At 66.6% G+C, this 12,447-nt stretch carries 10 protein-coding genes; 4 read left to right on the top strand and 6 right to left on the bottom strand.

The window, feature by feature from the left end; translation table 11 throughout:
• Positions 1-3: 3 nt before the first annotated feature.
• Positions 4-195 (bottom strand): hypothetical protein, encoded by a 192-nt coding sequence (locus ACFOWZ_RS10550; RefSeq protein ID WP_382371554.1) that lies wholly within the window; start codon positions 193-195, stop codon positions 4-6.
• Between the two features lie 285 nt (positions 196-480).
• Between ACFOWZ_RS10550 and ACFOWZ_RS10555 the strand changes: the two genes are divergently transcribed.
• Complete coding sequence (locus ACFOWZ_RS10555; RefSeq protein ID WP_382372640.1) at positions 481-924, top strand: VMAP-C domain-containing protein; 444 nt, start codon at positions 481-483, stop codon at positions 922-924.
• Positions 925-1,628: 704 nt separating this feature from the next.
• Positions 1,629-4,139 carry an FxSxx-COOH system tetratricopeptide repeat protein gene (fxsT, locus tag ACFOWZ_RS10560; RefSeq protein ID WP_382371556.1) on the top strand — a complete coding sequence of 837 codons (2,511 nt, stop codon included), beginning with the start codon at positions 1,629-1,631 and terminating at the stop codon, positions 4,137-4,139.
• 289 nt (positions 4,140-4,428) lie between these two features.
• On the opposite strand, the gene ACFOWZ_RS10565 is transcribed toward fxsT, so the two are convergent.
• Together ACFOWZ_RS10565 and ACFOWZ_RS10570 are read right to left on the bottom strand one after the other, a co-directional pair.
• Positions 4,429-4,635 (bottom strand): DUF397 domain-containing protein, encoded by a 207-nt coding sequence (locus ACFOWZ_RS10565; protein WP_382371558.1) that lies wholly within the window; start codon positions 4,633-4,635, stop codon positions 4,429-4,431.
• Positions 4,632-5,522, bottom strand: a complete 891-nt coding sequence (locus ACFOWZ_RS10570; RefSeq protein ID WP_382371560.1) for a Scr1 family TA system antitoxin-like transcriptional regulator — start codon at positions 5,520-5,522, stop codon at positions 4,632-4,634. The genes ACFOWZ_RS10565 and ACFOWZ_RS10570 overlap by 4 nt, the downstream gene beginning before the upstream one ends.
• A gap of 205 nt (positions 5,523-5,727) precedes the next feature.
• Between ACFOWZ_RS10570 and ACFOWZ_RS10575 the strand changes: the two genes are divergently transcribed.
• Positions 5,728-6,417, top strand: coding sequence for a hypothetical protein (locus ACFOWZ_RS10575; RefSeq protein ID WP_382371562.1), 690 nt, complete (start codon positions 5,728-5,730; stop codon positions 6,415-6,417).
• A 2-nt stretch (positions 6,418-6,419) separates the two neighbouring features.
• On the opposite strand, the gene ACFOWZ_RS10580 is transcribed toward ACFOWZ_RS10575, so the two are convergent.
• From ACFOWZ_RS10580 to ACFOWZ_RS10590, 3 genes are read right to left on the bottom strand one after another with little or no spacing between them, the layout of a single operon-like run.
• Positions 6,420-9,707 (bottom strand): error-prone DNA polymerase, encoded by a 3,288-nt coding sequence (locus tag ACFOWZ_RS10580; protein WP_382371564.1) that lies wholly within the window; start codon positions 9,705-9,707, stop codon positions 6,420-6,422.
• Positions 9,708-9,767: 60 nt separating this feature from the next.
• Entirely contained in the window at positions 9,768-11,270 is a 1,503-nt protein-coding gene (locus tag ACFOWZ_RS10585) for a DNA polymerase Y family protein (RefSeq protein ID WP_382371566.1), read from the bottom strand.
• Positions 11,267-12,010, bottom strand: a complete 744-nt coding sequence (locus tag ACFOWZ_RS10590; RefSeq protein WP_382371568.1) for a hypothetical protein — start codon at positions 12,008-12,010, stop codon at positions 11,267-11,269. The genes ACFOWZ_RS10585 and ACFOWZ_RS10590 overlap by 4 nt, the downstream gene beginning before the upstream one ends.
• Positions 12,011-12,237: 227 nt before the next feature.
• Between ACFOWZ_RS10590 and ACFOWZ_RS10595 the strand changes: the two genes are divergently transcribed.
• Positions 12,238-12,432, top strand: coding sequence for a hypothetical protein (locus tag ACFOWZ_RS10595; RefSeq protein ID WP_382371570.1), 195 nt, complete (start codon positions 12,238-12,240; stop codon positions 12,430-12,432).
• Positions 12,433-12,447: the final 15 nt, after the last annotated feature.

Below are 12,447 nucleotides of genomic sequence, written 5' to 3' on the forward strand. Positions count from 1 at the left end.
CCATCAGTCGATCCGCTCGCCACCACCGCTGTTGGTCGATCTGCGGATGACCCGCACGAGGCTGGCACGTTCAACCACGTGTCGCACCGAGTCGCGGAGGGTTTCGCCGTCGAGCTCGTGCAACTTGGTAAATGGAACTGTGTCCACGTCGATCAGTTTGGATTCGATGCCAGGTTGACTACCGTACGAACTCATCCGTCGATCCCCTCACGCCGTGACCCGGTCAGAGCAGGCAACTCCATGATGACCCAAGTACGGACTGCTCCGGTAGACCGATGTCCAGACCGCACATTGGTCCGAAACGAGCAAGGCATTAGCGACGCGGCCTCAACAAACCGCCCGTCGGACACTGATTCTGGCAGCTTAACCTTCTGATGCGCCGGAAAGGCGCACGGGATCTCGCCTCCACCTGCGGTCTACCCGAAGCCGATCTGGACGACTTGGAATATCCAGTCGATGACGTGATCACCGCAGCCGAGGCTGCGGTGCGACCTTGCCGCCTCTGTCACCCTGCGCTTCGTGATGCCGCGACAGCTGCTTCAATCACCGATCTACACCTGGTGGAAAGAACACTGTTCCGGAGATCCTCACCCGCTTGCACTCGACTACGCCGTGATCATGAGATCACTCGAACGAATGCAGGCAAAGCACTGGCAGCACCCCTGGCGCACGCGGTGGGACTCTATGCTGGAGAACCCGACCGTTGAGCAAATTCACTCTGTCGGAGCATCACGGCCAGGGGACAATCCGATCAACGCCGTGCTGAGTGATTCCAGATGGATTGGGTTGTGGCAGGGGACCCCCGCCCGACCAGGGCCGCGCCGCACCCGAGGCGCTGAACGCGACACCGGGGACGGCCCGTCGGCGATCTGGTGGTATGCACCGGCACGGTTCGAGCGAGGAGTGAAACGAATGAGCTTCTGAGCATTTGGGCGACAGCGAACGACCGCCGACGAAGTGGCTGCATCTACCACATCCAGCTACTTGACACTGCACCACCGACCCAAACGAGTCGGCGACACGGACATCACCCCATTGATTCGGAAACGATTCGTTCCGGAAACGGGAAACGAGCACCTCGGGGAATTGCTCCCCCAGGGGGTTGTTGTACGCTGCCCGGCGGAAGCGCAAGTCCGTCGGCTCTAGACACAAGTGCCTTTACCTTTCGGAGGCAGCTCGTGACCACTACTCTTCGACGTGCGTTAGCCTGAGATCAGCGGCATTGCCCCGCCTGCGGCCACCGAGTTCTCCAGTCGAGTTCCCTTCCTCGGACGCCTCCGAGTACCTGTAGGCACACCGCACAACGCAGACCGACCATAGTGAATCCAGCTGATGGCGAGCTGGAGCACACAGTCATGAGAGCTTTGTTCGGTCAATATCTTCCCGCAACCAACAACTGTTGAATGCTTCGATGCACGAGCCACCCCACACTGCCCACTGAATCAATCCAGAACAGCGCTACCAAGACTGCGAGTGAGGACATGCACGAATCGGCCAATCACGCCCACGAGTCTGCGACCACCTCCTCTTCGGAGGCCTACTCGACTCGGCCCAGTGATACGGACGTTCCGGATTCGTCCAATGCCTCTTCGGTCCACGTCACTCCGCCCAAACACCAGGGAGTACACATGCGGCGCCAGGACGATCCACCCGCCGTTTGGGGAAGTGTGCCGCCGCGAAATCCCAACTTCACCGGAAGGAGGGAACTTCTCAAGCAACTGGGCGAGCACCTGACCGCAGGCGGCACAACAGCGGTGCTACCCGCAGCCCTGCACGGCATGGGCGGCGTCGGCAAGACCCAGATGGCGACCGAGTACGTCTACCGTCATTCCCAGGACTACGACCTGATCTGGTGGATCGAAGCCGCCCGCCCGACGCAGATCCGGGCCAGCCTCACCGAACTGGCCACACGGCTGGGCCTGCAGGGTGCGTCGGAGTCGAACACCGCGGTTCCTGCGGTCCGTGAGGCGCTGCGCCTCGGCAGGCCGTTCCGACACTGGCTACTCATCTTCGACGCGGCGGAGAGCCCCGAGGAAGTGCTGCCGTTCATCCCCACCAGCGGCCCCGGCGAAGTGCTCATCACCTCGTGCAACCTGGGCTGGGCCGGCGCGGCGACACCAGTCGAACTCGGGGTGTTCGAGCGCGACGAAAGCATCGAACTGCTCGGCAAATTCGGCCCGGACATCGACGTCGACGACGCGAACCAGCTGGCTGAGAAGCTCGGTGACCTTCCGCTGGCGGTCGAGCAGGCGGCCGCCTGGCGAGCGATGACCGGCATGCCGGTGGCCGAGTACCTGCGCCTGTTCGACGAGTCCGTGGCGGAGATCCTCCTCGACACGTCCGCACCACCGGCCTACGAGGTCTCCGTCGCCGCGGCGTGGAACGTCGCCTTCGACGAGCTGAAGACCCGCAACCCAGCAGCCCACCAGATCCTGCACGTCTGCGCCTTCTTCTCGCCAGAACCGATCCCCCGCGACCTGTTCACCGGCGTCAACCGCAACGTCTCGATCTCCCCAGAACTGGACACCGCACTACGCGATCCGATCAAACTGGCAAAAGCAGTCCGCGACATCAACCGCTACGGCCTGGCGAAGATCGACCACGCCAACAACACGATCCAGCTCCACCGACTGGTCCAGTTGGTGCTGCGCAACCGCATGATGGCGCCCCGACTGGAGGCCCAGATGCGCCACGCCGCACACCAGCTGCTCACGAGCCCCGACCCGAACGATCCCGAGTCGGCCCGCCACTGGCCCCGCTACCGCGAACTGCTCCCCCACGCCTACGCAGCCGACATCGTCGACTGCGAAGACGGCTGGGTCCGGCAGCTCGCGATCAACCTCATGCGTTACCTCTTCGCCTGGGGCGACCACGAGGAAGCCGCCAGGTTCGCCGAATACGCGCTGGAGAAGTTCGAGCGGCAACTGGGGCCGACCGACCCGCAAACCCTCGACGTCGCCCAACGGCTCGGCCTGTACCTGTGGGGCCTGGGCCGGTACGAGGAAGCCTCCAGGATCAACCAGCTCACCCTGCAGCGCCGCATCCAGGTGTCCGGAGAGGACAGCGAGGAAACACTCGCCCTCCAGACCAACATCGTCATCGACCTGCGCGCCAAAGGCGACTTCGCCCAAGCGTCCAAGCTGAGCGAAGAGATCTACCACAAGTCCAAGCGACTCTTCGGCGAAGACGACCTGGAAACTCTCAACGCCGCCTACCAGCACGCACTGAGCCTCCGACTGTCCGGGGAGTACCAGGCAGCAGCCAACCTCGACGAGAGCACCTTGCAGCGACGGATCGAGGTACTGGGCCCCGACCATCCCAGGACTCTCAGCACCAACGCCGCCCTCGTCGTCGACCGCAGGGAGGCCGGCGAGTACATGCGAGCCCGGATCGACCAAGAGCAGGTTACCGAGATCTACCGGATGCGGTTCGGCGAAGACCAGGTCGACACCGTGGTCATGGAGTTCCTGCTATCTGTCGCGAGGCGCAAGGACGGCGATCACGCGTCCGCACTGGAACTGTCGACCGCAGCCCATGCACGACTCGCATCGGCGTACGGCGCCGACCACCCCACCACCACGGCCTGCGCACTGGCGCACTCAATCGACCTGCGCCACTCGGGCGACCTGACTGTGGCGAAGACCCTCGGTGAGCAAACGTTCGAACGGTATCGCCGCAGCCTCGGAGAGCAGCACCCGCACACGATCGCCGCGACGGTCGACCTCGCGATCACGTTGCGGTTGCGCGGTCAGGCAACCGATGCACGCGTGCTGGACGAACAAGCACTGGAGCAACTCCGCACCAACATCGGCCGCAACCATCCCTATGCGGTCACCGCGACCATCAATCTGGCCAGCGACCTGGCGGCCATTGGTGACACCGAGATGGCGGTGGCACTGGGTCAGGACGCGGTCGAACGCGCCGAGCGAGTGCTGGGCCCGAACCACCCGACCACGCTGGCAGCCGCGATCAACCTAGGCCTCGACCTGCGCGCGGCAGGACGGACCGAGGAAGCCAAGCCCTACAGCGGCCCGATCCTGGACAGGTACCGGAAGGTCCTCGGCCAGGCGCACCCCGGAACCATCGCCGCCATCAAGGGCGTGCGCGCGGACTGCGACATCGACCCGATACTCATGTAGAAGCCATCGGCCTGGAGCGACCTGGCCGATCCACGACGCCAAGCTCTCCGGCGTCGGCACCTGCGGCGCGGTGTACCGGGGCACCCGGTACACCGCGCACACCAGTTCCGCGTGGTGGTCCCGCGCTCGTCAACTCAATCTGCGTTCGGATTGAGCGAAGTCGGCTCGAGCCGGCGCCCGCACCAACGGACTTGCCACTTTCCACCACTATCCGGGACACACATTGCAGCCGAACGAAAAACGTGAGGGTCGCGGCTGATCACCAAGTCGCCTGAGCGCCACAGGGCGTTCAGGAAACCCCTTCAATAAATGATTCCCAAGCCTCCTTGGAAATCCTCAGAACAGGCTGACCGTCACGTCGGTCCTTGCTGTCGCGCACCAGAACGTCGCAAGTGTCGAGGTTGACCTCGACACAGCTCCCCGAAGCGTTGGAGTAGCTGCTCGTGAGCCATCCACGCCGCGCACGGGGCGACGCCGAGTCCTTCTGGCCGATCAATCCAGCTCCTTGATGCGCTGATGCAGCAGTTCCAACGACTGCTGTGCGCTCAAGGTGTTTTTGAGCGCGTCCTGGTAGGTGAGCATGATGTCACGTACCTGACCGCTCTCGGTGATGACACCCCTGGTGGTGACGGTTTCTTGCCAGCCGACGGTGGGCAACCTGGGGTTGGGGAATTCGATCAGATGCACAGTCGCAGCTCCGAACAACCCGCAAGCCGTGGCCGTGAAGGGAATTACCCGGACCTCAAGCCTGTCCTCACGCTCTTCGATGTTTCGAGCCAGGTGCATCAGTTGATCACGAAGTACTGCAGGCCCGCCAATTTGCTGCCGGAGAGCAGCCTCGCTGATTATGGCGATCATCTTCAGCGGGTTTTCGTCAACAAATCTCTCCTGCCGCCGAAGGCGCACTTGAATGCGCTGATCGACTTCCACCTTTCGAATGGTGGCGTCAGGAGTCATGATGGCCCTGGCGTAGTCCTCCGTCTGCAGCATGCCCGGGATGAGGAGGCTCTCGTAGCACCGAACGGTCTCCGCGCCGGCTTCCAGGCCGATCAGTCGCTGGAGATCGCTGTCCAGCAGCGTTCCGTACCGCGTCCACCAGCCGCGCTCCTTGGCGGCCATGCGGAGTTCGAGCAGCTCCTGCCGTTCCTCCTCGTCGAACTCGAGCAGCTCCATGAGCTTGATGAGGCTCTCTTCGGAAAGGACCTTGCGCTCGTTCTCGACGGCGGACCAGTAGTTGCGCGAGAAGCCCAACGCCTGGGTGATGGTCTTGACCTCCACACCCAGCTGGTCGCGCTGCTGCCGCAGCCGGAGCGCGAGCTCCCACGCTGCGACGACGGGTGATGCCAACACAGCCTCCCCCTTCGGCGGCGTCTGATCGGACAAACTCACAGGTATATCACGCGGTTGACCGAACCTGCTTTGAACTGGATGCATTTCAGGTTACAGTAACCAGACCATCACAAGGTTCCGTAGCGCCAGGGTGACGCCTCCCTTCCATGCCTGCTCGAGTCGAACCGTGCGCAACGGGGTTTGCCTGTCGACGGAACGACGCTGCCGCAGCACGCCCGAGGCCGCAGGGGGAGGAACGATGACGAGCAGTCCCACACCCGAGCCGTTCGGGCCGAACGCGCGCAACGAACTGCTGGTCGACGTCGGCGACGAACCCCTCACGCTCACCACGGCGCATTGCACGGTCGTGGCAGCGGACATCGAGGGATTCGGGCAGCACAACCGCAACAACATCAACCAAGTACGGATCCGGCACGGCATGTACAAGGCGATGCGAACCGCCTTTGACGCCGCCGGCATCCCCTGGGCATCGTGCCGTCACGAGGACAGAGGAGACGGCGTGCTCGTGCTCGTCCCTGCCGATGTGCGCAAGACGTTGCTCGCCGACCACCTCCCGAACGCGCTCGTCGAGGCGTTGACGCGGCACAACCGAATACACCCGCCGCGTGAACGGATACGGCTGCGGCTCGCCCTGAACGCGGGTGAGATCAACTACGACCAGTACGGCGTGACCGGATCCGCGATCAACCACACGTTCCGGCTCCTCGACGCCGATGTCACCAGGAGCGCGCTGAAGAACTCGTCGGCAGTCCTGGCGGTCATCGGCTCGGCGTGGTTCTTCGACGAGGTCATCCGGCACAGCGAGCTCAGCCACGCCAAGGCGTACAGGCCGATGGAGGTGTCGAACAAGGAGACCACTGCTCAGGCCTGGGTCCGGCTGCTCCGGCCACCCGTCATGCGCCGTCTGCACGCCCCACCGAAGCTGTGAGGTCAGCGGAAGTCGCGCGACTTGGACGGAATCCGCAGATCGAGGTGCTGCAACCGGTCCGCCATCACGCTCACGACACCCTCGGCCGACTCCACCACGCCCCGCACCAGCATCGCCCCGCTGCTGCGCGCCACCCTCCGGTACCGCGCCCACAACCCCGGCGAGCACACGACGTTCACCATCCCGGTCTCGTCCTCGATGTTGAGGAACGTGACCCCGCCCGCCGTCGCCGGGCGCTGCCGGTGTGTCACGGCGCCGCCGATCAGCACGCGCGTTCCCGGTTCGACTGAGGCCAGGGCGGTCACCGGCAGCGCTCCCATCGAGTCCAAAGTGGACCGCACGAACTGGGTCGGGAAGCTGTCCGGGGACAGGCCCGTGGCCCAGACGTCTGCCACCGCCAGTTCCACGTCGTCCATGCCGGGTAACGTTGGCGCGTCGACGCCGACTGTGGTGCCCGGTAGGCGGTCGGGGCGGATGGCGGCGATCGCGCCGGCTGCCCACAACGCCTCGCGGCGCTCCAGGCCGAAGCACGAGAACGCGCCTGCGGTGGCCAGTGCCTCCACCTGGGCGGTGGTGAGTTGGACGCGGGTGCCGAAGTCCTCCATGTCGCGGAACGGTTGTGCGGCAACGATTCGTTCGGCGTCTGCTTCGCCGATGCCGCGTACGGCGGACAGGCCGATGCGGACGGCGTTCTGAGCGCCCAACGGTTCCAGGCCCGCCCAGGGAAGTGACTTGTTCACGCACGGGCCGTGGACCGTCACGCCGTGGCGGCGGGCGTCGATCACCAGCGACTGCGGGGAGTAGAAGCCCATCGGCTGGGCTCGGAGCAGGGCCGCGCAGAAGGCTGCCGGGTGGTAGAGCTTGAACCACGCGCTCACGAACACCAGGTGCGCGAACGACAGGGCGTGCGACTCCGGGAAGCCGAAGTTGGCGAACGCCAGCAGTTTCGCGTAGATGCGACCGGCGAGCTCCTCGTCGATGCCGTTCACGGCACAGCCCTCGTAGAAGCGGTCGCGCAGCCGTTCCATGCGGGTGGTGGAGCGTTTGGCGCCCATCGCGCGGCGCAGTTCGTCGGCCTCGGCGGCGGTGAAGCCGGCCACGTCCACCGCGATCTGCATGAGCTGTTCCTGGAACAACGGCACGCCGTAGGTCTTCTTCAAGGCGTTCTCCAGCAACGGGTGGTCGTAGTCCCACTTCTCGACCTTGTTGCGGCGCCTGATGTACGGGTGCACCGAGCCGCCCTGGATCGGGCCGGGCCTGATCAGGGCCACCTCCACGACGAGGTCGTAGAACTCGCGCGGTTTCAGGCGCGGCAGCGTCGCCATCTGCGCGCGGCTCTCCACCTGGAAGACGCCGACCGAGTCGGCTTTCTGCAGCATCTCGTAGACACGTTGATCCTTGAGATCGATACGACCCATGTCGACGTCAACGCCTTCGTGGTCGCGCACGAGGTCGATGGTGTAGTGCAGCGCGGAGAGCATGCCGAGGCCGAGCAGGTCGAACTTCACCAGGCCGATGGACGCGCAGTCGTCCTTGTCCCACTGCAGGACCGTGCGCTTGTCCATGCGCGCCTTCTCCACCGGGCACACCTCGCTGACGGGGCGGTGGCAGATCACCATGCCGCCGGAGTGGATGCCGAGGTGGCGCGGGAAGTTCTCCAGCTGGGCGGAGAGCTCCAGCACGTCGCGAGGGATGTCGCAGTCGTCGATGGTGACGCTGAGCGGGCCCCACCTGTCTATCTGCTTGCTCCACGCGTCCTGCTGGCCCGGCGAGTGGCCGAGCGCGCGGGCCATGTCGCGCACCGCGGAACGGGCGCGGTAGGTGATGACGTTCGCGACCTGGGCGGCGTGCCGGCGACCGTACTTCCGGTAAACGTGCTGGATGACCTCCTCGCGCCGGTCGGACTCGATGTCGACGTCGATGTCGGGAGGGCCGTCGCGGGCGGGGGCGAGGAAGCGTTCGAAGAGCAGGTCGAAGCGGACGGCGTCGACGTTGGTGATGCCGAGCGCGAAGCACACCGCGGAGTTGGCGGCGCTGCCCCTGCCCTGGCAGAGGATGTCGTTCTCCTTGCAGAAGTTCACGATGTCGTGCACGACGAGGAAGTAGCCGGGGAAGCCGAGCTGTTCGATGATCTTCAGCTCGTGCTCGATCTGCCGGAACGCCTTCTCGTCGCCGTCTGGGTACCGCCGGTGCGCGCCCTCGTAGGTGAGCTTGCGCAGCCAGGTGTTCTCGGTGTGGCCGGGCGGCACGTCGAACGGCGGCAGCTTCGGCGCGACCAGCCTCAGGTCGAACGCCAGCTGCATGCCGAGCAACGCGGCGTTGTGCACGGCGCCGGGAAAGCGGCGGAACCGGTGGAACATCTCCTCGCCGCTGCGCAGGAACGCGGCGGGTGACGGCGGCAGCCATCCGGCCATGTCGTCGAGGCTGCTCCGCGCGCGCACGGCAGCCATCGCAGCGGCGAGCCTGCCACGGCTCGGCGTCGCGTAGTGCACGGCGTTCGTTGCCACGACGGGAAGTTTGAGCTTCTGCGCCATCGCGTTGAGGATGTCGTTGCGCCTGCTGTCCTCGGGCAGCCCGTGATCGGTCAGCTCGACGTGGACGCGTCCCTTGCCGAACAGCTCGGTGAGTCTGACGATCTCCTGGAACGCCGCCTCCGGCCCTTCCCTGACGAGTGCCCTGCGGACGGTTCCCTTGCGGCAGCCCGTCAACACCACGACCTCGCCCTTGGTGTCGGCCACGATCTGCTCGACGTCGTAGACCGGTTTGCCCTTCTCCGCGTTGTCGTCGAGGTGTCCGGTGGTCAGCGTGCGGCACAGGGCGTGGTAGCCCTCCTGTTGGCGCGCAAGGAGAAGCAGGTGATCACCCTCGGGATCCGGTTCACCGTTGGCCGGTTTGCCGAGCCCGATGCTGAGCTCGGCGCCGAACACCGTGTGCATCCCGAGCTCCTTGGCGGCCTCGGCGAACCGCACCACGCCGTACATGCCGTCGTGGTCGGTGATCGCGATGGCGTCGAGCTTGAGCCGTTGCGCCTCCTCGACGAGCTCCTCGGGGTGGCTCGCACCGTCGAGCCAGCTGAAGTTGGAGTGGCAGTGCAGTTCCGCGTACGGCACGCGTCTGCGGGTGGTCGCGGCCTCGTCCACGCGCAGCTCGAAACCCGGCGGCGCGGTGTACCTGTCGCGGTGCCGTGACCACGCGGGACTGTCGCCGCCGTCGGGTTTCTGCTCGGCGGGCTTGCCGGAGAGGGCCCGTTCCAGCTCCCTCCAGCGGACCGGCGGGTTATTCCAGCCCATCCGGTGCCTTGCGCGGCAACGGGATCAGGGTCTCCAGCAGATCCCAGTACTCGTCCTGCATCAGTCGTACACCCCTTCCAGAAACCACCTCTGGTCCCTGCGGATCAGCAGGAACGCCTGGTCGTTCGTCTGCACCTGGATGCGCGCGGCCCGGTGCGGGTCCGGCGCCCACCACCGCTCGTCGACCGGCCACGGCCCGGCCCACGCGGTCACCTCCTGCGTTCTTCCTCTCACGGCAAGCTTCTTGGGCTGTGCGGTGAGCTCGAGACGCCCGGTCACGCCGACCTCGTTGCCGTCGGCGTCCCTCAGGTCGGCAGGGTCGTCGGCGAGCGTCGCGGGCGCTCTGGGGAGCCGGCCTGGCCACGGGTGGTCCGGGTTGTGCGTCGGTGTCCGCTCGTCGCCCCACGGCACGAGCCTGACCTGTTCCTTCGGTCCCCTGCCGCCGTCGAGCACCGGTGTGAGCACGCCATCGGGGCCGAGCAGACCCTGGACGTGCAGCAGGGCCCGCACCGCGCGTTCGTCGTCGTGGCCCCACAAGCCGAGCTGCAACGCGGTGCCGTTGACGACCTCGACCGGTTCGAGGGTGAGCGTCCTGATGCCGGAGGTGAGGCGTTCGCGGGTGAGCCAGCCGTCGAGCTGCCAGCGCACGCGGTCCGCGATTCCCCGTGGTGTCAACGGTTCCGCGGCCCGCCAGACCCGGTGCAGCTCCTCGTCGTTCTCGGTGCGGGCGTGGATGCCGAGCCGCGTGCACGCGAGGCTTCTGGCGGCGAGGTTCTCGTGCAGCCGTTCCGAGAGGATCTTCGCGGCGAACGCGGCCGCGTCGATGCGCTCGACCGGGTCGTCGAAGGTCTCCGTGACGGCCAGTTCGGGGGCGGGCCTGCGCTTGTCGAGCGGACGTTCGGCAAGCCCGCGCGCCAGGCGGTGCTGACGCGTCGCCGGTCCACCGAACCTCGACGCCACCGCGTTCTCAGGCACGTCCGCGAACGCGCCGAGCGTCTTCAGGCCGAGCCTGCGCAGCAGATCGACCAGCTCCGGCGCGTCGAGCTCGTGCACACCCAACGGCCTGAGGAACTCCGCGGTCCGGTCCGGTGGCACGATCACGTTGCGGTGCGCGGCTTTCGTGGCGGCGAAGAGGCTGTCGGCCAGACCCACCTGCGCCTCGACGTTCGTGCGCGCGGCGATGTGGTCGACGATGCGTTCCGCGGCCCGTTCGGCGGAGGAGAAGTAGTTGACCGGCCCCCGCGCGGGCACGGCGACCAGACCGGGCTCGACGACCTCGATGCCGGGCGCGAGCTCCTCCACGGCCTCCGCGACGGGCTCGAAGAACCTGGCATCGCGCTGCGGGTCGTGCTCGAAGACGACGAGCTCTGGGCACGTCGACTCGGCCATGCGTTTGCGCATGGCCCGGCGGACGCCCTCGGCGCGCGCGACGGCCGAGGTGGCCACGATCTCGTTGCCGTCGACGACCGCCACCGGCACGTGCTGACCGGTGCCGGACGCGGTGCAGGCGGCGACGACGGGCCAGTCCGGACACCAGACCGCGAGCAGGCGTGCGTCCTTCACGCGGGCTGCTCCTGGGTTGTAGCCCGCCTGGCGGCCAGCTCGTCGACCCGGTCCGGACCGGCATCAGCCGGCTCGTCGGACCTGGCAGGTTCGCCGGCCACCAGCGGGAGCTCGATCTCTTCTTCCCCGAACGTCAGCAGCACGTGCTGCGGCCTGCCCGCAGAACCGCGGCCACCGCTGCGCACGCTGATCTGCTGGTGCCGCAACGTTTCCGCGCCGTCGTCGAGGGAGTTCCAGCGCACGGACTCCGCGGTCAGCTCCACGTCGGCGGAAGGCCAGGAGCCGAAGGCGATGAGCACGGCGCGGCGTTGGCGGGCACGGGCCGTGAGGCGTCGTGCGAGCGAAGGAGGCAGCGGGCACGCGACAGCCACCAGGTCGATGCCGTCCAGCAGGGCCGCGATCACCGGACCGGGATCGGAGCCGGGGCGAGGAACGAGTGCCAGCCGCTGCACCGAGACCCCGAGCTCGGCTGCGGCCAGCACCCCCACCTGCGGCAGGCCGACCACGGCGGCCCAACAGCCGTCCGCGGTCGCGCCCGCGAGCAGGGCCAGCAGCAGCGATGTCGATCCGCCCACCGACACCGTGCTGCCCGCCCGCAAGCCGCCCCACGGCAGCAGGCCTGCCAGTTCCCCGCGAACCGGCAGCACCCGCCCCGTGGTGTGGTCGGTGGTGGTGCTGGTCAGCTCGCTGGCCGGGTTCACCCCGAGCGCGGCCAACGACGCCGTTGCCGACCTGGACACTCCACCCACCTCCCGTGCGGACCGTGCGCACCCCTGTGCACGGTCGCCGCGGGAAGTTCGGCGACTTGCTTATTCGAACTCTTGTTCGAACGAACGGGATGATCGTAGCGCGCGAGCGCACCCCTGTGTCAATCCCAGAGCGTCACCCTTTTGGTGGACATGCCGACGCAGGCGCCCGAGGTCCTCTACGGTGACCGAGTCACCGGGAAGTCGAGGGGAATCGCCAGGTGAACTGGGGTGTGAAGGCCGGGATCATCGCCGGTGTCCTGATCGTCGGCAGCCTCGCCACAGGCGCCTTCTACTACTACGACGTGCGCAAGGACCAGGGTGAGCCGTTGCGGTCACCCGATCTGCCCAAGGCCTGCCAGGCCGTCTCCCCGCAGACCATCGAACAGGACCCCGGTGACCAGGGCGGGAAGTGACTGTTCGGCATTCGC

This window comes from Lentzea rhizosphaerae (assembly GCF_042649515.1).
Taxonomy (GTDB): Bacteria; Actinomycetota; Actinomycetes; order Mycobacteriales; family Pseudonocardiaceae; genus Lentzea; species Lentzea aerocolonigenes.

Coding starts and splice junctions, on each gene's coding strand:
- ACFOWZ_RS10550 (WP_382371554.1), bottom strand. CDS start 195: ATGAGTTCGTACGGTAGTCAACCTGGCATCGAATCCAAACTGATCGAC.
- fxsT (WP_382371556.1), top strand. CDS start 1,629: ATGCGGCGCCAGGACGATCCACCCGCCGTTTGGGGAAGTGTGCCGCCG.
- ACFOWZ_RS10575 (WP_382371562.1), top strand. CDS start 5,728: ATGACGAGCAGTCCCACACCCGAGCCGTTCGGGCCGAACGCGCGCAAC.
- ACFOWZ_RS10580 (WP_382371564.1), bottom strand. CDS start 9,707: ATGGGCTGGAATAACCCGCCGGTCCGCTGGAGGGAGCTGGAACGGGCC.